The following is a 19,105-nucleotide window of genomic DNA, read 5'->3' on the forward strand; positions in this document are numbered from 1 at the left end:
GCCGGCTTCCTCAACCGCCCCTCCCGGGCCACCCGACACCCTTACGGAAGATCTCATGACGATGTTCACCGCACAGCCCATGGAGCTGGAACCCTTCTTCGTCGACGGCCAGTGGATCGCCCCCGGAGACCGGCTTACGTTCCCGGTCCTCGACCCGGCCTCGGGCGAGGCCCTGGCCCGTGCCGCGCAGGCCACCTCCGACGACGTGGACAGCGCCGTGGAGGCCGCGGCCCGTGCGCACGAGGACGGCCGCTGGCGGGGCCTGCCCGCCGCGGAGCGTTCCCGTGTGCTGAACCGTGTCGCCGAGCTGATCGAGGAGCACGCCGAGGAGCTGGCGGTGCTGGAGACGCGGGACAACGGCAAACCGGTCGAACGGTCGCGCGCCGATACGGCGATGAGCGCCAGGACGTTCCGGCACTTCGCGGGGGCCCCGACGCGCCTGACCGGCACTGTCGTTCCCGTCGACGGTGGGCACCACATCTTCACGGTGCCCGAGCCGGCCGGCGTGGCGGCGTTGATCCTGCCGTGGAACTTCCCCATCATGACCGGCTGCTTCAAGCTGGCCCCCGCACTGGCCGCAGGCTGCACCGTCGTCGTCAAACCCGCCGAGCAGACCCCGCTGACGATGCTGCGCGTCGCCGCCCTGTGCGAGGAGGCGGGCCTGCCGGCGGGCGTGCTCAACGTGCTGACCGGAGACGGCGCGGTGGGCGCCGCTCTCACCGCGCACCCCGGCGTGGCCAAGGTGTCCTTCACCGGCTCCACCGAAGTCGGCCGACAGGTCATGGCCGCCGCCGCCCCCTCCGTCAAGCGCCTCACCCTGGAACTCGGCGGCAAGAGCCCCAACATCGTCTTCGCCGACGCCGACCTCGGCGCAGCCGTCACCACCGCCATGCGGGCCGGTTTCGGTCACTCTGGGCAGATGTGCACGGCCGGCAGCAGGCTGCTGGTCCAGCGCTCCGTCCTCGCGGAGATGGAAGAACGTCTCGTCGAGGCGGTGCGCGGGGTCCCGGTGGGCAACGGCCTCGACGGCGGCGTCACCGTCGGACCGCTGGTCTCCGAGGAGCAGCGCGCCCAGGTTCTCGGATACGTCGAAGCCGGCGTCGCCGAGGGAGCGACCCTCGCGGTCGGCGGCGGTGTGCCGGACCGGGCGGGGTTCTTCGTCGAACCCACGCTCTTCACCGGCGTCACCAGCGGTATGCGGATCGCGCGTGAGGAGATCTTCGGCCCGGTCATCGGGGTCATCCCGTTCGAGGACGAGGAGGAGGCCGTTGCCATCGGCAACGACACCGCCTACGGCCTCGCGGCAGGGGTCTGGACCAGGGACCTGTCCCGCGCCCACCGGATGGCGGCGCGGCTGCGGGCGGGGACGGTATGGATCAACACCTACAACGTCTTCGACCCGGCACTGCCCTTCGGCGGCTTCGGCGACTCAGGACTGGGCCGGGACCTGGGCGACGACGCCCTCCTGTCCTACTGCGAGCGCAAGGCGGTGGTCGTCGCACTATGAACGCCAACACAGTCGGCACCCCGGCGCCCCCGGCCGCCCGGCACGGAGCCCTCGACATCGCCTCACTGCGCGCCGACACCCCGGGCATGCGGTACGCCCGCCATCTGAACGCCGCAGGCGCCGCGTTGCCCAGCCTGGCAACGCTTTCCGCCGTCACCGAGCACCTGCGTCTGGAGTCCCTGCTGGGCGGTTACGAGGCGGCCGAGGCACTGAGCGCCCGCATGGAGGAGGTGTACGGTGCGGCGGCGCGACTGCTCGGCGCCGGGCCCGAGGACATCGCACTGGTGGAAAGCGCGTCGGTCGCCTGGCAGCGCGCGCTCGGCGCACTGCGGCTCAGGGCGGGGGACCGGGTCCTGGCCACCTCGTCCACGTACGTAAGTTCCGCCCTGCACCTGCTGGAACTGCGGGAGTCGCACGGCATCGTGCTCGAGGTGCTGCCCGCGGACGCCAGCGGGCAGGTGGACCTCGGCGCGCTGGAGACGGCCCTGCGCAGGCCGGCGGCGCTTGTCACGGTCGCCCACGTGCCCACCTCCTCGGGACTGGTGGAACCGGTCGCCGAGGTCGGCGCGCTGGCCGCCCGTGCGGGCGTGCCGATGCTGCTGGACGCGACGCAGTCGCTCGGGCAGCTCCCGGTCAGCGTCGACGAGCTGCGCTGCGGTCTCGTCGTCGCCACGGGCCGAAAGTTCCTGCGCGGCCCGCGCGGGACCGGGCTGCTGTATGTCGGCCCGGAACTGCGAGCCAGGACCCGGCCCGCCGCCCCCGATGTGCGGGGCGCCCAGTGGTCGGCGGCCCACCGCTACGAACTCGTGGCCGGGGCGCAGCGCTACGAGACCTGGGAAGCCTCCCACGCGCTGCGGCTGGGGCTGGGTACGGCCGTTCAGGAGACGCTGGACCTCGGGGTGGAACGGATCCGGGACCACGTGACCGCGCTGGCCGGGCGAACGCGGGCCGGGCTGTCCGGCGTCCCGGGAATCCGGGTCGCCGATCCTCCGGCGGCGGCGTCGGGGATCGTCACCTTCCTGCGGGAGGGCGAGGACCCGCGCGAGACCGTACGGGACTTGCGGGCCACCGGCTGCCGTCTGACGACGGTGCCCGCCTCGCACGGGCAGTGGGATCTGGGGAGACGCGGGCTGGCACGCGTCGCGCGGGCCTCCTTCCACGTCTACAACAGCGAGGATGACGTGGACGCCCTCATCGCCTTCCTGACGGAACGGGAACGGCGACGTCACACCGCGGCGGCACTCGCCCTGCCCCACCCCGACAGGGCGCCGCTCACCGGGTTCGCCCCCGGCCCGGCCACCGCCGCGGAAAACACCGCCACCGGCTCCGCCTCCGTCGTGGAGAAGCACCAACCCGGCCCCGCGCGTCGCGCCGGGCGCGGTGGCAGTGGCGGACAGGCCGATGTGATCGTGGTAGGGGCCGGGATTCACGGGTCCTCCACCGCCTGGCGACTGGCGGCCCGGGGCGCGCGCGTCATTCACCTCGACCGGTTCCCGGCGGGGCACACCGAGGGCTCCTCGCACGGCCGGACCCGGATGATCAGACGCGCGTACCCCTCCCCGGTGTGGGACCCGCTGATCGAGGCCGCCTACGCGGCCTGGGAGGAACTCGAACTGGCTTCCGGGCAACGGCTGTTGACCAGGACCGGCGGTCTGTACGCCCGCGCGGCCGACGCCCCGACCACCTTGCGCGGCCCTGACTGCGAGCAGGTGGACCATTCTCGCGCCGCAGAGCTGTTCCCGGGCCTACGGCTGTGCGAGGGATTCTCCGCCGTGCACGACCCGGCCGCCGGCGTCATCGACGCGGCAGCCTCGCTCACGGCGCTGGCCTCGCTCGGCCGTCTCCACGGCGTGGACCGGCGGGACGGCTGCACCGTAATCGGCTGGCGCCGGGACGGCGACGGCGTACGTGTCGAGACGGATCGGGGCGTGCTGCGGGCCGACCGGCTGGTCGTCGCCGCGGGCCCCTGGAGCGGCGAACTGCTGCCCGCCTTCGCCGGAGCGCTGAGCGTCGTACGGATCGTCAACGTGCACATCGGCTCGTCGCGGCAGCACCTGCTTCAGCCGCCGCTCCTCGGTCCGTTCTCGGTCGAGGTCCCGGACGTGGGCCTGCTGTACGGCATCCCCGCGCTCGACGGTGCCGGCGTCAAGATCGGACTGGACCACGGCCCGGAGGAAGACCCGTCCATGCGGGCAGACCCGGTCACCGCGGCCGAGTGCGACCGGCTTCTCGGCCTGGCCTCGCGGTTCCTTCCGGCGGCCGACGGTCCGGTGGAGGAGGCGATCACCTGCCGCTACACCATGGCACCGAACAACCGGTTCGCCGTCGGGCGGCTGCCCGACGATGAGCGTGTCCTGGTGGTCGCGGCCTGCTCCGGCCACGGCTTCAAGTTCGGCCCGGCGCTGGGCGCCGCGCTCGCGGACCTGGCGGAGGGCAAGGAGCGGGCCGACCTCGACTTCCTGTCCCCGGCCGCGATGGCCGGGGCCGGGGAACTCGGACGCCCCGGTGACGGCGGGGCGACGCGCGTGGCCCGGGCATGAGCCCCGGCGCCCGCACGGGCGGGGCGTCAGCCCCGGAAGACCGTGGCCGACCGCTGCTCGTACCACCGGGCCAACTGCTCGCCGGCATTGATCACATGGGCTTTCATCTGGCTGCGGGCCTCGTCGGCGTCCTCGGCGGCGAGCGCTTCGACGATCCGTTCGTGCTCACGGAGGTTGTCCTCACGGTGACGGGGGTTGTCACGGAGGACGAGGGCGGAGATGTTGCGCGGGAACGCCTCGTTGATGTCCTTGATCGCCCGGGCGAGCCGTTCGTTGCCCGCCGTGGTGTGGATGAGTGTGTGGAAGCAGTCGTTCGCCGAGGTGGAGGGCGAGGCACCGTCCTCGGGTGCGGGCCTGCCGCTCTTCGCCCGTACCGTCTCGTTGGCCTGGCGCAGCTCCCGCAGCACGTCGGCGGTGATCGCCCGTACGGCCCGCACACAGGCGAGCCCTTCGAGTTCGGCGCGTACCTCGTACGCCTCGCGAACCTCCCAGGGGGCGGGGACCCGGACGACGGCGCCCCGGTTGGGCAGCACCTCGATGAGACCGCCGGCCTGGAGCTGCCGCAGCGCCTCCCGCACGGGGGTGCGGCTCACACCGAGGACTTTGGCGAGCTCGGCCTGGCGGAGCTGGGCCCCGATGGGGATCAGGCCGGAGAGGATGCGTGCCCTGATGGCGGCGGCCGTGTCGTCGACGAGGGCCTTGCCCGTTCCTCCGGGCGAACTCTCGTCCGGTGCTGGGGCGGTGTCCATGAAGCCTCCGTCAGGTCGGGAAGGTGCGGATCGGCGGTCCGGAAAGCGGCGGAGCCGCAGCGGGACCCCCGGCCCCGGCAGCGGGCGGAACCCGTGGCGGACTCCACCACCATTATGTATCCAGTTCAGTGCTTTAAGGATCCACTACCGGATCCGCGGTTCGCGCGAGTGAATGGAGCAAGCCATGAACCATCGTCCCGGGAGTGTCAGTACCCGCGTGCCCGCGCGGCGGGACCGTACCCACCCCATGGACCCGCTGTCCCCCGCGGAGATCGACGCGGCGGTCGCGGTGGCGCGGGCCGACGGACGGCTCGGCGAGCGGACTCGGTTCTGGGGCGCGGTGCTTGACGAGAAATTCGCCCGCGAGGTCATGGCCGGCAGGCAGCCCGAGGGCGAACTGCGTATCGGGCTGGTCGCGATGGACCACGACCTGCCCGGCGGCTGGGAGATCGACGTCCAGCTCGGCGCCGAGCCGCGCTGCCTGGACTGGCGGCCGGTGGACATCCGCCGCCCCGGCATCACCTCGACCGAGGCGCGCGCCGCGGCCCGGGCGTGCCGGGAGAGTCCGGCGTTCCGCGAGGCGCTGGCCCGGCGCGGCATCCACGACGTGTCCCTGACCGTGATCGACGCCGAGTCCATCGGTGGCTTCGTGCCGGAGAAGTACAAGGACCGCCGGCTCACCTGGGGTTCGGTCTGGCACCGGGTCCAGGAGGACGACAACGCCTACGTCCGACCCGTGCAGGGCGTGATCCCCCTCATCGACATGGCGACCATGGAGGTGCTGGAGGTCGAGGACCACGGCGTCGTCCCGGTCTCGCAGGAGCCCGGCCCGCTGGCGGCCGGGGGCTTCGGCCCGGACCGCGAGGGCCTCAAGCCGCTGGAGGTGGTGCAGCCGGAGGGCCCGAGCTTCAGCGTCGACGGCCACCGGGTGCGGTGGCAGGGCTGGGACTTCCGGGTCGGTTTCACCCACCGCGAGGGCCTGGTGCTGTACGACCTGCGCTTCCTGGACCGCTCGGTACTCAAGCGCGCGGCCTGCAACGAGATGTACGTCCCCTATCTCGACCCGAGCTCCACCCAGTTCCGCAAGAACTTCTTCGACTGGGGCGAGTACGGCGCGGGCCCGCTCACCAACTCCCTGGCGCTGGGCTGCGACTGCCTGGGGGTCATCCACTACTTCGACGCGGCCTACCTCGGAGGCGATGGCACCGCCCAGGAGGTCTCCCAGGCGATCTGCATGCACGAGGAGGACGACGGCATCCTCTGGAAGCACAACGACCTGCGTCGCGGGGTGAGCGAGGTGCGCCGCTCCCGGCGGCTGATCATCTCCAGCTTCCAGACGGTGGCCAACTACGACTACGGCTTCTACTGGTCGCTCTACCAGGACGGCAGGATCGAGCTGGAGATCAAGCTCACCGGCATGCTGTCGGCCTCCGGCATTCAGGAGGGCGAGGAGGTGCGCCACGGCCGGGTGGTCTCGCGCAACGTCCAGACCCCCACGCATCAGCACTACTTCGGTCTGCGCCTGGATGTCGCGGTCGACGGCACGCGCAACCGTCTGGTGGAGGAGAACGCCGAGGCCGAGGACGACCCGGCCCACGACCCGTACGGCAACGCGGTCCGGATGGTGCGTACGCCGCTGCTCTCCGAGTCCGAGGCCGCCCGCAGGACCAGCCCGGCGACGGCGCGGCACTGGCGGGTGGAGAGCGCCGAGCGGACGAACCGCTACGGCGAGCCGACGGCGTACCGGCTGCTGCTGCCCCACACCACCAGGCCGTTCGCGCGGCCCGACTCGGTGATGGCCCGCCGGGCGCCCTTCGTTCACCAGCATCTGTGGGCGACCGTCTCGGACCCGGCCGAGCAGTACCTCGGCGGCCAGTACCCGAACCAGGCGGAGCCCGGTGAGGACGGCGTGCACATCTGGCAACGGAAGAACCGTTCGCTCGACGGGGCGGAACTGGTGCTGTGGCCGGTCGTGGGATCGCACCACTTCCCGCGTCCCGAGCAGTGGCCGGTCATGCCGGTCGACAAGGTGAGGCTGGTCTTCGAGCCCGACGGGTTCTTCGACCGCAACCCCGCCATGGACATCCCCGACCCCTCCGCCGGCGGCAGCGCCGGCCATTGCTGTGTGGACTGACCAGGTGTCACAAACCATGTGATGTCAGCTCATGACTGTAACCGTCATGCAAATTTGCGATTCATCGGCTCGTAACATCCGGGATACGCCCGTGAAGTGCAAGTCGGACACGATGCTTTGGATCCAATCCATTGTTGATTAGATCCATTCCTGAGAGGGATGGCGCCCCAAGGAGGCCCTCATGCCGGAACAGTCGCAGGGATCGTCCTCACATCAGCCGGCCGGACCGGACGTCTCGCGCCGCACCATGTTGCGCGGAGCAGGCGTCCTCGGTGTCGGAGTGGGTTTCGGACTCACACCCCTGCTCACCGCCTGCGGCGTGGCCGACGGGTCCGGGAAGTCCGGCGGCGGATCCGGCAAGGGCGGCACCCTGACCCTCGGCATCGACTCCACCAGTGCCGTCAACGATCCCGCCTTCTACACCACGCTCGGCGACTGGATGGCGGTGGACTGCGTCTGCCGAGGCCTCACCTTCATATCCTTCGCGTCCAACGAACCCACCGGAGACCTCGCGAAGAGCTGGACGATCTCCGACGACCGGCTCAGCTACACCTTCTCCCTCCGCGAGGGCGTGACGTTCCACGACGGCACGACCCTCACCTCCGCGGACGTTCTGGCAAGTCTCAACCGGCAGTTCGACCCCGGGAACAAGACTCTGCCCAAGGGTGCCACCAGACCACTCGCCTCACTCGGCGCGAACGTCGCCTCGCTCACCGCCGAGGACGAACTCACCGTCAAGATGGTGCTCAAGACGCCGGACCGCACCGTCCTCGCCCAGCTCTCCGACATCGGCGGACGCGTCATCTCCAAGGCGGCCCTCGACAAGTACGGCGCCGACATCGGCAAGCACCTCGTCGGTACCGGCCCCTTCAGGCTCACCTCGGCCACCTCCGGACAGTCGATCACCCTCAAGGCGTTCGACGAGTTCCGGCTCGGCCGCCCACCGGTCGACCGACTGGTCCTGCGCCAGGTGCAGGACCCGTCGACGATCGTCAGCTCCCTGCTCAGCGGCGACCTGTCCGCCACTCAGTTCACCCCCTACTCGGCTGCCCGGCAGCTGAAGTCCGACCCCGCGGTCACCGTCCACGACACCCCGGCCGGCTTCGACGCGATACTGATGATCGATGCCCGGCGCGTCCCCGAACTGAAGGTGCGCAAGGCCATCAACCTGGCCATCGACCGCAAGGCGATCCTGCGGCAAGCCTTCTACGGCGTTGGCAGCGAACCGAAGGGCTACGCCATCCCGCCGAGCCAGAACGGCTACGACACCGGCCTCGCCGATCTCAGCGAGAGGAACCTCGCACAGGCCAAGCGGCTGCTCGCCGAGGCCGGGGCGGAGGGCCGCGAGATCGGGCTCATGGCGGCCAGCGACTCCTGGCACCCCAAGGCCGCCCAGATCATCAAGCAGAACCTGGAGGACGCCGGGTTCACGGTGAAGACCGCGTCCGTCGACCCGGCGTCCTACTTCAGCCGGCTCGCCGACGGGAAGGACGACTTCCACGACCTGATGATCTGGGAACGCAACTCCTACGTGCCCGACCCCAACAACATGGTCGGCTCCCTGGCCAACCCCGGAGGTCTCTACGGCAGCACCATCACCGGCCTGGACACGCTGGAAGGCGCCGAGACACTGGCGGACGAGCTGAGGGAGGCCAAGAACCTGCCGGAGGGCACGAAGCGCACCGCCGCCTACTCCCGGATACAGCGGCGCTGGGCGGAGGAGTACATGGTGATCTCCATGCTGGCCTGCTCCACCAATCTGGTTGTCAGTGGCGCCGACGTCGAGGGCATGAACACCGCCGCCCTCAGCACCCACCGCTGTTTCATGGAGAAAGCCAGTGTCTGACCCGGCGGGTGCCGTGACCGGCGCCATCGAGGTGCCGCCGGGGGACGCCGGTCCCCCCGTCCCCCGTCCCGCTCCCATCAGGGGCCGGGTGGGGCGGCCGGGCCCGCTTGAGAGGCTGCGCGGCCTGGGCACCGGCCGGTCGTGGCCGGCCGTGGTGTCCTGGGTGTTCCTGGCCGCCGTGATCCTCGTCGCCCTCGTCGGGCCGCTGCTGATCCAGGCCGACCCGGCACGCCAGACGCCTTCGGCGCTGCTGCCCATCGGCTCGCCCGGCCATCCGCTCGGCACCGACGATCTGGGCCGGGACGAACTGGCCCGGCTGGTGTACGGGGCGCGCCCCCTGCTGCTGGTGTCCTTCGCGGCAACCGCCCTGGCCGCCGCGGTCGGCACCGGTATCGGCCTGCTCGCGGGCTATGCCGGCGGGATCGCGGAGCAGACGCTGATGCGCGTCGTCGACCTGGCGCTCGCGTTCCCGTCGATCCTGCTCGTCATCCTGCTGGTGGCCGCCGCGGGACCGGGCACCGTGAGCCTCACCATCGGCATCGGCGTCTCCCTGGCACCCGGCCTGGCCCGGCTGGCCCGCGCCCTCACCACCCGGGAGGCCGCCAAGGACTACGTCGTCGCCTCCCGGCTCGGCGGAACCCGCACCCCCCGCGTGCTGTTCCAGGAAATCCTGCCCAACATCGCCGGGCCGATGCTGGCCCAGGTCGTGATGACCCTCTCTGTCGCGGCCGGCTTCGCCGCCGGCCTGTCCTATCTCGGCCTCGGCATCCAACCGCCCACGTCCGACTGGGGCTACATGGTCCAGGCCGGTCAGGAGTTCCTGCACTCCGCGCCGCGGCTGGTGGTGCTCCCCGCGGGCCTGACCCTGCTGTACGTGGTGGCCTGCAACTTCGTCGGTGACGACCTGCGGGATTCGCTCGACCCCCGGGGGACCGTATGAGCACCCTCACGGTGCCTCGTCCCCGGCGCCCGTGGCGCCCCGGCTCCGGGAGCCTCGGCACCCTCCGGGTCATGGCCGTCCGGCTGCTGGCCGTGCCGGTCGTGCTGTTCGCGCTGGCGTCCCTGGTGTTCCTCGCCATGCGTCTGCTGCCCGGCTCACCCGCCGCATCCCTCGCGGGCGGCGGAACAAACCTGTCGGCCGACCAGATCGCGGAGAGCGAGGCGCGCGCCGGCCAGGCACTGGGCCTCGACCAGCCGCTGCTCACCCAGTACGTCAGTTATCTCGACGACCTGGTGCACCTGCGGTTCGGCTCGTCGTTCTTCGGCTCCAACAGTGTCCTCAGCCTGCTCGGCGACGCGCTGCCCGGCACCATCGAACTGACCGTGGCCGCCATGGTGTTGGCGGTGCTGATCGGGGTGGTCACCGGCGTACTCGCCGCACTGCGCAGGGGCACCTGGGTGGACACCGCCACCAGGACCGTGGCCACCGTGAGCTTCTCCCTGCCGTGGTTCGCGCTCGGTGTCCTCGGCATCGTCGTCTTCGGTGTCCAACTGGGCTGGCTCCCCGTGCTCGGCCGGCTGCCCAGCTCGCTCGACTACACGCCGACGACGAACTTCGTCCTGATCGACGCCGTCCTGCAGGACCGGCCCGAGCTGGTCGGCCCCTGGATCCAGCACCTCGTCCTGCCCGCCACCACCCTGGCGCTGTCGATGGCCGGCTACATCACCCGTATCGTGCGCGCCTCGGTTCTGGAGGTCCTCGGCGACGACTTCGTCAGGACCGCCCGGATGAAGGGTCTCGCGCAGGGCGCGGTGATCCGCCGTCACGTGCTGCGCAACGCCTGGCTTCCGATCGTCACCGTCCTCGGCCTCCAGTTCGGCTCACTCCTGGGCGGCTCCGTGATCACCGAGACCGTCTTCTCCTACGGCGGTGTCGGCCAACTCCTGGTGCAGGGCGTGCTTCAGCGCGACTACCCCGTCGTGCAGGGCGCGGCCCTCGCCATCGCCCTGCTGTTCACCCTCGTCAACTACGCGGTGGACCTGCTGTACATGATCCTCGACCCGCGAACAGGGAAAGGCTGAGCCGCATGAACATCGTGCTGGTCCACGGCGCCGGAGGGCGCCCCACCACCTGGATCGACGTGGAGCCCCGGCTCGCCGCCCTGGGGCACCGGACCGTCACCGTCACCAATCCGCTGACCTCGCTTCAGGACGATGTCGCGCACACCACCGCCGCCGTCGAGTCGCTCCAGGGCCCGGTACTGCTCGCCGGTCACTCGTACGGGGGCGCGGTCATCACCAACGTGGGTAACCACAAGGCCGTCCGCGGCCTCGTCTTCATCGCCGCGTTCGGCCCCGCCAAGGGCGAGACCGTCAACGGGATCGTTGAACGGTACGAGCCCGCTGAGATATCGGCGTACATGCGGCGCGGCCCCGACGGCGAGTGGAAGTCCGAACCGGACGAGAAGTTCTGGGCCGAGATAGGTCCCGATCTCTCACCCCGCCACCGGGCCGTCGTCGAGGCCGAGGGACGCCCCGCGGCGAACCTCATCTTCAGGCAGCCGACCGGAGAGCCGGCCTGGCGCACCCTGCCCAGCTGGTACCTGGTCGCCGACGACGACCGCACCCTGCGCCCTGAGGCTCAACGGGACATGGCCGCCCGGATGAAGGCCACGACCTCGAACGTGCCCGGCAGCCACTACACGACGCTGGTGCACGCGGAACGGGTGGCCGACCTGATCCACACCGCGGCCGTGGCAGTGAGCGGCACCCCGTGACCGCGCCCGCCGACCAGGACCGCCCCGCGCCCGAGGGGCAGCCGCCGCCCGTGCTGGAGATCCGGGACCTCCGAGTCGGCTTCGACACTCCCGCGGGCCGGCTCCCGGCCGTGGGCGGGGTCGACCTCACCCTGAGGAGGGGGGAGATCCTGGCGCTGGTCGGTGAGTCGGGCTCGGGCAAGTCCGCCCTGTCGATGAGCCTGGTCGGCCTCAACCGGGGCCCGCGTACACACATCAGCGGGGAGGTGAGATTCGCCGGCCGCGATCTCGTCACGGCCGGCGAGCGCGAACTGCGCGAGGTCCGGGGCAAGGACATCACAGTGGTCTTCCAGGACGCGCTCGCCGCCCTCAACCCGCTGCACCGGGTGGGTGCCCAGGTCGGCGAGATGATCCGCACCCACCGCGTGGTCACGCGACAGCGGGCAAGGGAGCGGGCCGTCGAACTGCTCGGTGAAGTCGGCATCGCCGGCCCCCGCCGCAACGCCCGCGCCTACCCGCACCAGCTCTCCGGCGGCATGCGCCAACGCGTGATGATCGCCATGGGGCTGGCCAACGACCCGGCCGTACTGATCGCGGACGAACCCACCACGGCGCTGGACGTGACGATCCAGGCACAGGTGCTGTCCGTGCTGGAACGGGTGCGCGCCGCCCACGGCACCTCCGTCCTGCTGATCACACACGACCTCGGGGTGGTAGCCGAGGTCGCCGACCGGGTCGCCGTCATGTACGCGGGCCGAATCGTCGAGCAGGGGCGGCGCGACGACGTGCTGTTCAACCCGCAACACCCGTACACCATGGGACTTCTGGGCTCGGTGCCGCCGATCGACGGACCGGTCGCCGAACGGCTGCCCGCGATTCCCGGAAGTCCGCTGACCGGCATGGACCGGCCCCGCGGCTGCGCCTTCGCGTCCCGGTGTGCCTTCGCCCGGGACGCCTGCCGTCAACAGCCCCTTCTGGAGCAGCGCTTCGGAGCCCCCGGCCAGCTCGACGCCTGTGTCCTGCCCGCCCCCGAACGCGACGCGGCGCGCCGGGCGGGCCCGGAACCGGCCCCGTCACCCGCCACGGAGGGGAACTCATGAACTGGTCACCGCCCCGGCCCGCCTCGCCGGTCCCCCCGGCGCGCCCGGGCACTCCCCTCATCAGGGCGGAGAAACTGCGTGTGGAGTACCGAGGCCGCGTCGGCGGGGGCAAGGTCCGTGCCCTGCGCGACGTCGATCTGGAGATCATCGAGGGCGAGACCCTGGGCCTGGTCGGAGAGTCCGGCTGCGGCAAGTCCACACTGGGCCGGGCTCTGCTGCGGGTCGTCGAGCCCGCCGCGGGCACCATCGAATTCCTCGGGCTGAACATCACCACGCTGCGCGGTACCCGGCTGCGGCGCACGCGGGCCGACATGCAGATGGTGTTCCAGGACCCGTTCGGCTCGCTGAACCCGCGGCGCAGAATCGCCGACATCGTCGCCGAGCCGCTGCTGCGGGTCCGCGGCGCGAGCCGTGCCGAGGCGGACCGGACGGTGGCGGAACTGCTGGAGCGTGTGGGCCTCGGCGGCGAGGCCGGCACGCGCAGGCCCCACGAGTTCTCCGGCGGGCAGCGCCAGCGCATCGGCATCGCACGGGCCCTCGCCTCCTCGCCCAGGTTCGTCGTGGCCGACGAGGCCGTCTCCGCCCTGGACGTCTCCATCCAGGCGCAGGTGCTGAATCTGCTGTCGGACCTGGTGCGTGAGCGCGGCCTGACCATGCTCTTCATCTCCCACGACCTGGGCGTCGTACGGCACATCGCCGACCGGGTGGCCGTCATGTACCTGGGGCAGATCGTCGAGATCGCGTCCCGGGACGACTTCTTCTCGGGCCCGGCCCACCCCTACTCCTCCGCTCTGCTGTCCTCGGTGCCGTCGCTGCGCCCCAGCGGGCGGCGCGAACGGCAGGTCCTGGAGGGGGATCTGCCGGATCCGGCGAACCCACCGGACGGATGTCTGTTCCAGACCCGCTGCCCCTTCGCCGACGAAACCTGCCGCACTCGTATGCCCGAGCTGACGGAGTTCGTCCCCCGACGCAGCGTGCGCTGCCACAAACCCTTGGTGCCCAACAGAGAGGCCGGTCGTTCGTGATCATCGACGCGTACAACACCACCCAGGACGTCCGGGGACGGTCCGACTACCTCACCGGGGTACGCAAGGGGGAGGCGCCGCCGACGCATACGCCGTTCGACCCCCGGCGGATCATCGACCGGATGGATGCCGCCGACGTCGACATGGCGATGGTGTGCTCCCTCGCCCAGCGTATCGAGAACGACTTCATCGGCTCCCTCGTCGCCGCCCACCCGGACCGCTTCTTCGGTTTTGGGCAGGCGTTGCCGCAGGCGGACGACGCGGTCGAGGAGATCGACCGGATGGCCGACGCGGGCCTGGTGGGTCTCAAGCTGCATCCCAGCCTGCACGGCTACCACGTCGCCGACCACGGCCTGCTGGACCCGCTGTTCGAGGCCTGCGCGAGGCGTGGCCTGATGGTGCTGGTCAACGCCCTGGACGACTCGTTCTGCGCCCCACTGGCGATCGAGGAGATCGCCCGCGACCACCCGGAAGTGCCGACGATCATCGCCCACATGGGAGCGGTGTGGAACGTGCCCGAGGCGATCATTGTCGCCGAGCGGCAGCCCCATGTGTATCTGGAGACCTCCGCGACGCTGATGAGCGACGTCAAACGAGCGTACGCGCGGCTGGGCCCGGAGAAGATCCTTATGGGCAGCGAGTGGCCCGGCTCCGACTTCGACCTGGAGCGTATGAAGATCGCCAAGGCGGTACCGGACGACAAGGACCGAGCTCTCGTCGAGGGCGGCAACATGGCCCGGCTGCTGGGGATCTCCGCATGAGCGCCGGCGACACCGGCGCCGGCTCGGGCGCCGCCCCGCAGGCACGGACACCGGAACCGGCGCCCGCCGTGTCCGCGGCGTTCGTCGCCGTACCCCCTTCCATGAGCGGGCCGGACGCCGAACTGCTCACGGTCGCGCAGGAGGTGCTGGGCCGCCTCTGGCGCGACGGCCGGCACGAGGTCGCCACGGCGCTGCGCACCGCCGACGGAGCCGTGCACACCGGCGTCCACGTCGAAGGATCCTGTCGGCGCAGCTCCGTCTGCGCCGAGGGCGTCGCCCTGGGAACCGCGCGTGGGGCATGCCCGGGCGGCGAGCCGCTGACTGTCGTCTCCGTCGTCTCCGTCCAGATCAAACCCGCGGGCCGGTTCCGCGTCATCGCCCCGTGCGGCGTGTGCCGCGAACTCATCAGCGACTACAGCCCGGACGCCACCGTCTGGGTCACCACGCCCGATGACGACGAGGTCGTCCCGATGACGGCCCTCGACCTGCTGCCGGAGAAGAGCCGGCGCGCGTGGTGAACTCCGGCCAGAGCGAAGAAGGAAACATCATGCCCCGCGAAACCCCCGTTCCCTCCGCACCGCCCGTGGCCACCGGGCTCGACATCGCCCCCCTCGCCGCGGAACTGGGCGGCACCGGCTCCCCTGTCCTGTGGGAGGAGTTGACCTGGGAGGAGGCGGAGAGCACCGCAACCGCACTGAACGCCGTGATCATCCCCGTCGGGGCCACGGAGCAGCACGGTCCGCACCTGCCACTCGCCGTGGACACCCTCATCTGCGAGGAAGTCGCCCGTGGCGTCTCGGCGTTGACCGGCGTACCGGTCGTGCCGCCGCTCAGCTTCGGCGTGTCCGCCTCGCACGGCGACTTCGGCGGTACGGTCGCGCTCCGGCCCGAGACGATGATCGCCGTCGTGGAGGACGTCATCGACTCCCTCCACGCCTCCGGGATAAGGCAGTTCATCCTGCTCAACGGTCACATCTGGAACAACGGGGCGCTCGACGTGTCGGCGGAGAAGCTGCGTGTGCGGCACCGCGACGCACGCGTACGTGCCTTGGGCTACGTCACGATGTACCCCGGCCCCGAGGTCGACGGCCACGTCCAATACGGCCGGGCTCTGATGCACGCGAACTTCTTCGAGACCTCGGTCATGCTCCACCTTCGGCCCGAACTGGTGCGGATGGAGAAGGCCACCTCGCACATAGACATGGACTCCTTCTGGGACTACCGCATGGACCAGGTCAGCGAGACCGGCGTATGGGGCCGCGACGTGGCCGACGCCCGAGCCGAACACGGTGGCGCGGAGTTCGACCGCTGCCTGCTCACCACCGCCCGCGCCGTGGCCGCCGCCGTCCGCGAGCCATGGCCCGACCCCACCCACCGTCCTGGAGCGACCGCATGACTATCTACGACATCACGCTGCCCATCCATCCCGAGATGCTTCACTGGGGACGCAAACCCGAGGTCGAGATCGTCGAGTCCCTCGCCGACGGCGACGCCTCCAACGTGACCCGGTGGCGGCTCGGCGCCCACACCGGCACGCATGTCGACGCCCCCGCGCACTTCCGCGACGGCGCGACCCCGATCGACGAGGTGTCGTTGGACTCCCTCCTGGGACCGGCCCTGGTCGTCGACCTCACCCATGTCGACGGCGACGTGGAGCCATGTCACCTGGAGAAGAGCGGGGCCGCCGGGCACCGGCGTGTCCTGCTGAAGACCTCCAACTCGGGCGGGCCGCTCAAGGAGTCCGAGCGCGCCCCGCGGTGGGTGGGACTGTCACCGGAAGCCGCCAACTGGTTGATCGCCCAGGAGGTGGAGCTCATCGGCATCGACTACCTCACCATAGAGAGCCACCACCGCACCGACACCTGGGACGTCCACCACGCTCTGCTGGGCGCCGGCGTGCTCATCCTGGAGAACGCCGACCTGGACGCGGTGCCCGCCGGCGAGTACGACCTGGCATGCCTGCCCGCCAAGCTGGTCGGCGCCGACGGGGCTTTCGCCCGCGCCGTCCTCACCACCCGGGACTGACCGTGGCCACGATCGCGATCGCCGCCCCGCACCCCGCCGGCGTCACGGCGGCCCGCCAGGTGGCTGCCGAGGGCGGAGGCGTGGTCGACGCGGCACTCGCCGCGGCCGCCGCACTGACCGTGGCCTACCCCCACCAGTGCTCCATCGGCGGTGACCTCGTCGCCCTGGTCCGCGACGCGGCGAGTGGCACCGTGCGCGCCGTGGTCTCGGCAGGAGCCGCCGCGGCGGCGGCCGACCCGGACCTGCTGAGGACCCTTGGGCCGCGGATGCCCGCGGGTGGCCCGCACACCGTGACCGTCCCCGGAGTGGTGGCCGGCTGGGCAGAGCTGGCCCGGCTCGGTGCGCGGCTGCCCCTCGGCCGGGCGCTGGCCCCGGCCGTGGCCCTGGCCCGGGACGGAGTCACCGTCAGTAAGGGCCTCGCGCGAGCGATCCGGAACCGGATCGACGTCGTACGGGCCGACCCGGGCCTGTCAACACTGCTCATGGACAAGAAGGGCGAGCCGCTACGCTTCGGCGCACCCCTGGTCCAGGCCGCCCTGGCGGCGACCCTGGACGAACTCTCCGAGGACTGGCGGCACTTCTACACCGGACCGACCGCCCAACGCCTCGTGGCGGGTCTGCGCGCACGCGGCTGCCCGCTCGACCTCGCGGACTTCGCCGGGCACCGGGCGGAAGACACCGAAGCCCTGAGCCTGACCCGGGACGGTGTCACCTGGTGGGCGGCACCGCCTCCCACCCAGGGCCCCGCGCTGCTCGCCGTACTCGGCTCCGACGCCGATCGGCTCACCGCCGCGCGCGGCGCGGAACTCCGCCGCGACACACTGCTCGGCGACCCCCGGTCCGGGGCCGTGGACCTCGACGGCCTGCTACTGCGCGAGCACCGGGAGAGTGCCGCGCTGCCCTCCGGGCCCAGACCGGCCGGAGACACCGTGGCCGTCACCGCCGTGGACGACGAGGGCAACGCCGTCACCCTCATCCAGAGCGTGTTCCAAAGCTTCGGATCCGGCATCGCCGAACCCACCACCGGCGTGGTGCTGCACAACCGGGGCTCGGCCTTCAGCCTCGACGCCGCGCACCCCGGAGTGCTGCGCCCCGGGGCACGGCCCCCGCACACTCTGTGTCCGGCACTCGCCACGGGCCCCGACCGTGTGGTGGCGCTCGGCTGCCAGGGAGGTCGCGCCCAGGCGTGGATCCTCTCCCAGGTGGGGCCCGAACTCGTTGACGCACCCGACCCCCACGCGCTGCTGGCCCGGCCCCGATGGGTCATCGGCTCCCGTGATCTGGGCCGCCCGCTCCCCACCCTCGTCCTCGAACCCGGCGTACCGGACGCGCCGAATCTGGCCGACACCGCGCACCGGCTGGGGCTGGCGGTGGCCGAGCTGGCGGGGCCGCACGACGAGGCGGGCCATGTACAGACGGCGAGGCTGCGCGCGGGTGTGGTCGACGCGGCCAGCGACCCCCGTGCCGACGGGACCGCCGCCGTCCTTCGGCCATGAAACGTACCGACGACGCTCATGAGCCCTGGGGTCTTTCATTTGTTGTAAGAAGCCGTATCTGTATCGATCATGGCGACGGTTCTGATCGAACAGGGTGTATGGGCGGGTGATCTTGGCCGGGTGGCTGCATGAGAACAAGACCTCTTGGTGGCTCGGGGTTGCGACGCCATGAGTACCAGGAGGCCCTGTTGTTCCAGTGCCGGCCCTTCGAAGCCGTGATCACCGGCTCGATCAACGACACTGTCAATCGGACAAATCACTCGGGTACGACGTGCGTTCACCCGCCCCGCCACCCCAGCAGACCACCGGGAGCAGACCAGTAGGTTCCCACCCGACCCCACACCATCTGGCGACGACAGAACCCATTGAAGACTCACGAACCGCCCTCTCAGTGTGCTGGGAGTGGTTGGCCAGTGAGGAGCGGTGGCTCCGGGTTCTGGGAGGAGCGAGACGCATTCGTCACCGCCGTGCATGGATACCGGGAGGAGGCTGCCAGGGTGGGTGCTCGGTCAACGTCGCCCCGGCGAGCATCCGGCGTCGCCGCCCAAATGGCTGTCGTCACCGTCGTCAACGGATCGTGATTCCCGGGTGGTGGGCGGAACTGCCCTCCGGAACGGCCGTCGACATGTTCCCGATGACGCACCATGTGGAGTGCGTGGCGATCATAGAACCCATCGCAAAGGGTGCTTGACCTGCAGGTTTGGGTGATGTGCGTTATGTGCGCTGTGGGCGTTACGGGCGATATCTTGACGCTGAAATGACGCTCTCAGGGGTATCTTGACGCTCATTTGACGCTCGTTCTGATGGATCGTCAGTCACGTCGAGTTGCTGGTCAGACGCTCTGTTGATTACGCGGGTGCGGCGCCTTGGCGGGACATTCATGGCGCCAAGGCGCCGACAAGCAGGCCCCCGAAGCAGCGAGGAAGCGCTTCGCTCTGCTTCTTGTGAAGGAGCTGGCACCAGCGTCGGCGATGCCGCCAGGCGTGCAAGCACTGCGCGTTGCCATCGCCGTGGTCGTCCGCGACAGCGACGTCCTGCTGATGGGAGACCGGCTGCATCCCGTAATGGGAGTGCTATGCGATTTCCCTTTTTTGCGAGTATTTGGTGGGCGAGGCCAGTAACACCGACGCGGCCGAGCACCGCGTGGAGCCTGCACCAGGCACAGGAGAAGTACCTGCCCAAGCCCCCGGGCTTCCCCGTCACGTGGATGCGCCGACAGCTGCGGG

The 19,105-nt window shown here is 70.9% G+C and carries 15 protein-coding genes; 14 read left to right on the forward strand and 1 reads right to left on the reverse strand.

The genetic code is table 11. The annotated features are described in order from the left end of the window. Positions 1 to 55: 55 nt before the first annotated feature. Positions 56 to 1,507, forward strand: coding sequence for an aldehyde dehydrogenase family protein (locus ACFWV8_RS30510; protein ID WP_384211179.1), 1,452 nt, complete (start codon positions 56 to 58; stop codon positions 1,505 to 1,507). After that, positions 1,504 to 4,047, forward strand: a complete 2,544-nt coding sequence (solA, locus tag ACFWV8_RS30515; protein ID WP_384211181.1) for an N-methyl-L-tryptophan oxidase — start codon at positions 1,504 to 1,506, stop codon at positions 4,045 to 4,047. Before ACFWV8_RS30510 ends, solA begins: the two co-directional genes overlap by 4 nt. A 26-nt stretch (positions 4,048 to 4,073) precedes the next feature. On the opposite strand, the gene ACFWV8_RS30520 is transcribed toward solA, so the two are convergent. Further along, positions 4,074 to 4,796, reverse strand: coding sequence for a GntR family transcriptional regulator (locus tag ACFWV8_RS30520; protein WP_381797164.1), 723 nt, complete (start codon positions 4,794 to 4,796; stop codon positions 4,074 to 4,076). A 184-nt stretch (positions 4,797 to 4,980) separates the two neighbouring features. Between ACFWV8_RS30520 and ACFWV8_RS30525 the strand changes: the two genes are divergently transcribed. The 12 genes from ACFWV8_RS30525 (at position 4,981) to ACFWV8_RS30580 (ending at position 17,879) form a co-directional block, all read left to right on the forward strand. Further along, entirely contained in the window at positions 4,981 to 6,930 is a 1,950-nt protein-coding gene (locus ACFWV8_RS30525) for a primary-amine oxidase (protein ID WP_384211185.1), read from the forward strand. 181 nt (positions 6,931 to 7,111) lie between these two features. Next, positions 7,112 to 8,776, forward strand: a complete 1,665-nt coding sequence (locus ACFWV8_RS30530; RefSeq protein ID WP_384211188.1) for an ABC transporter substrate-binding protein — start codon at positions 7,112 to 7,114, stop codon at positions 8,774 to 8,776. Further along, the gene (locus tag ACFWV8_RS30535; RefSeq protein WP_384211190.1) at positions 8,769 to 9,716 is read left to right on the forward strand and encodes an ABC transporter permease; all 948 of its coding nucleotides are present in this window, start codon (positions 8,769 to 8,771) and stop codon (positions 9,714 to 9,716) included. The genes ACFWV8_RS30530 and ACFWV8_RS30535 overlap by 8 nt, the downstream gene beginning before the upstream one ends. Continuing rightward, positions 9,713 to 10,798 carry an ABC transporter permease gene (locus ACFWV8_RS30540; RefSeq protein WP_384211193.1) on the forward strand — a complete coding sequence of 362 codons (1,086 nt, stop codon included), beginning with the start codon at positions 9,713 to 9,715 and terminating at the stop codon, positions 10,796 to 10,798. Before ACFWV8_RS30535 ends, ACFWV8_RS30540 begins: the two co-directional genes overlap by 4 nt. A 5-nt stretch (positions 10,799 to 10,803) precedes the next feature. Continuing rightward, positions 10,804 to 11,493 (forward strand): alpha/beta hydrolase, encoded by a 690-nt coding sequence (locus tag ACFWV8_RS30545; RefSeq protein WP_384211196.1) that lies wholly within the window; start codon positions 10,804 to 10,806, stop codon positions 11,491 to 11,493. Beyond that, on the forward strand, positions 11,490 to 12,572 hold the full coding sequence (locus ACFWV8_RS30550; protein WP_384211200.1) for an ABC transporter ATP-binding protein: 1,083 nt from the start codon (positions 11,490 to 11,492) through the stop codon (positions 12,570 to 12,572). The genes ACFWV8_RS30545 and ACFWV8_RS30550 overlap by 4 nt, the downstream gene beginning before the upstream one ends. After that, the gene (locus ACFWV8_RS30555) at positions 12,569 to 13,597 is read left to right on the forward strand and encodes an ABC transporter ATP-binding protein (protein WP_384211204.1); all 1,029 of its coding nucleotides are present in this window, start codon (positions 12,569 to 12,571) and stop codon (positions 13,595 to 13,597) included. The genes ACFWV8_RS30550 and ACFWV8_RS30555 overlap by 4 nt, the downstream gene beginning before the upstream one ends. After that, positions 13,594 to 14,358: an amidohydrolase family protein gene (locus ACFWV8_RS30560; RefSeq protein WP_384211210.1), complete on the forward strand. Its 765-nt coding sequence runs from the start codon at positions 13,594 to 13,596 to the stop codon at positions 14,356 to 14,358. The genes ACFWV8_RS30555 and ACFWV8_RS30560 overlap by 4 nt, the downstream gene beginning before the upstream one ends. After that, on the forward strand, positions 14,355 to 14,876 hold the full coding sequence (locus tag ACFWV8_RS30565; RefSeq protein ID WP_384211216.1) for a cytidine deaminase: 522 nt from the start codon (positions 14,355 to 14,357) through the stop codon (positions 14,874 to 14,876). The genes ACFWV8_RS30560 and ACFWV8_RS30565 overlap by 4 nt, the downstream gene beginning before the upstream one ends. Positions 14,877 to 14,905: 29 nt before the next feature. Next, a complete protein-coding gene (locus ACFWV8_RS30570; RefSeq protein ID WP_384211223.1) occupies positions 14,906 to 15,754 on the forward strand; it encodes a creatininase family protein in 849 nt (282 codons plus the stop codon). Then, on the forward strand, positions 15,751 to 16,383 hold the full coding sequence (locus ACFWV8_RS30575; RefSeq protein WP_384211229.1) for a cyclase family protein: 633 nt from the start codon (positions 15,751 to 15,753) through the stop codon (positions 16,381 to 16,383). Before ACFWV8_RS30570 ends, ACFWV8_RS30575 begins: the two co-directional genes overlap by 4 nt. 2 nt (positions 16,384 to 16,385) lie before the next feature. Then, positions 16,386 to 17,879: a gamma-glutamyltransferase gene (locus tag ACFWV8_RS30580; protein ID WP_384211233.1), complete on the forward strand. Its 1,494-nt coding sequence runs from the start codon at positions 16,386 to 16,388 to the stop codon at positions 17,877 to 17,879. Positions 17,880 to 19,105: the final 1,226 nt, after the last annotated feature.

It is taken from the genome of Streptomyces sp. NPDC058665 (genome assembly GCF_042714995.1).
Lineage (GTDB): Bacteria > Actinomycetota > Actinomycetes > Streptomycetales > Streptomycetaceae > Streptomyces.